Below are 1,566 nucleotides of genomic sequence, written 5' to 3'. Positions count from 1 at the left end.
CACGACATCAGGTCAGCGTCAGCTGAGGCGTTCCAGCACCATCGCCATACCCTGCCCGCCGCCGACACACATCGACTCGATGCCGAACGTCTTGTCGTGGGTGCGGAGGTTGTTGAGCAGCGTCGTGGTGATGCGGGCGCCGGTCATGCCGAAGGGGTGCCCCAGTGCGATGGCGCCGCCGGACACGTTCAGCTTGTCGTGGTCGATGCCGAGCTCGGCTGCCGACCCGAGGACCTGAACCGCGAAGGCCTCGTTGATCTCCACGAGGTCGATGTCGGACAGCGACATCCCGGAGACCTTGAGGACCTTGCGGATCGCCTCGATCGGGCCGAGGCCCATGATCTCGGGCGACAGGCCGGTCGCCGCGGTGGCGACGACGCGGGCCAGCGGCGTCAGACCCAGTTCCTTCGCCTTGGTGTCGCTCATGATGACCAGCGCCGCGGCACCGTCGTTGAGCGGGCATGCATTGCCCGCGGTGATGGTGCCATCGGGGCGGAAGACGGGCTTGAGCTGCGAGATCTTCTCGTACGTCGTGCCGGCGCGGGGGCCGTCGTCGGTGGTGACGAGGGAGCCGTCGGGAAGGGTGACCGGGTCGATCTCGCGCTCGAAGAAGCCGGACTTGATGGCCTCCTCGGCGCGGTTCTGGCTCAGCACGCCCCAGCGGTCCTGGTCTTCGCGGGAGATGCCGGTGAACGACGCGACGTTCTCGGCGGTCTGGCCCATGGCGATGTAGACATCGGGGATGAGGCCGTCCTTGCGGGGATCGTGCCAGATCCCGGCATCGCCCGCGGCGGCGAGCTCGGTCCGGGCGACCGCGTCGTCGAACAGGGGGTTCTTCGAGTTGGGCGCGCCGTCGGCGCCGCCGGAGATCCCGAAGCTCGACACGCTCTCGACACCGCCGGAGATCAGGACGTCGGCTTCGCCGGCCTTGATCGCGTGCAGTGCCATGCGAGTGGTCTGCAGCGACGACGAGCAGTACCGGTTGACGGTGACGCCGGGGATGTGGTCGTGACCGAGCTCGACGGCGATGACACGGGCGATGTTGTAACCGCCCTGCCCGCCGGGCTGGCCGATGCCCCAGTGGATGTCCTCGATCAGCGCCGGATCGAGTTCGGGCACCTTGGCGAGGGCGGCCTCCACCATCTGACGCGACAGTTCGTCGGGGCGGACGTCTTTGAGGGATCCCTTGGCGGCGCGGCCGATAGGGGAACGGGCATGGGCAACGATGACGGCTTCAGGCATGCTTCAAAACTACCGCACCAAGCATGTGCTTGGTTTCGCGGTCGGCCGGGTGGGATCGGCGCTGATCAGGAGCTCGCGAACCGCTTCTTGCGACGCGTGACGAGCCGTGTTTCTTCGACGGCTTCGGACACCTTCGGTGGTTCGGGCAGTGGGGTGGGACCCCACTCGCCGATGGAGGCGAGGACCTCGGGGACCAGGGTGTCGGCGGCGAGGGCGTAGCCGGCGGCCGACGGATGGAACCGGTCGGGGGACAGCATGTGCTCGGGCCGGGCGAGGAACTCCTCGGTCAACAAATCGGCGAGCGGCACCGGCCGCCCGCCCGCC

1 protein-coding gene and 1 pseudogene are annotated in these 1,566 nt (G+C 68.3%); both read right to left on the bottom strand.

The features are described 5' to 3' along the window. Window positions 1-18: 18 nt before the first annotated feature. The gene (locus tag MAY35_RS23150) at window positions 19-1,242 is read right to left on the bottom strand and encodes an acetyl-CoA C-acetyltransferase (protein WP_238423675.1); all 1,224 of its coding nucleotides are present in this window, start codon (window positions 1,240-1,242) and stop codon (window positions 19-21) included. Window positions 1,243-1,307: 65 nt separating this feature from the next. After that, window positions 1,308-1,566 (bottom strand): annotated as a pseudogene (locus tag MAY35_RS23145) (SGNH/GDSL hydrolase family protein); the annotation flags it as partial.

Source organism: Gordonia sp. 'Campus' (genome assembly GCF_022206305.1).
Lineage (GTDB): Bacteria > Actinomycetota > Actinomycetes > Mycobacteriales > Mycobacteriaceae > Gordonia.
Note: the sequence above shows the minus strand (reverse complement) of the source record. Positions and strands in the feature narration are given on the sequence as shown.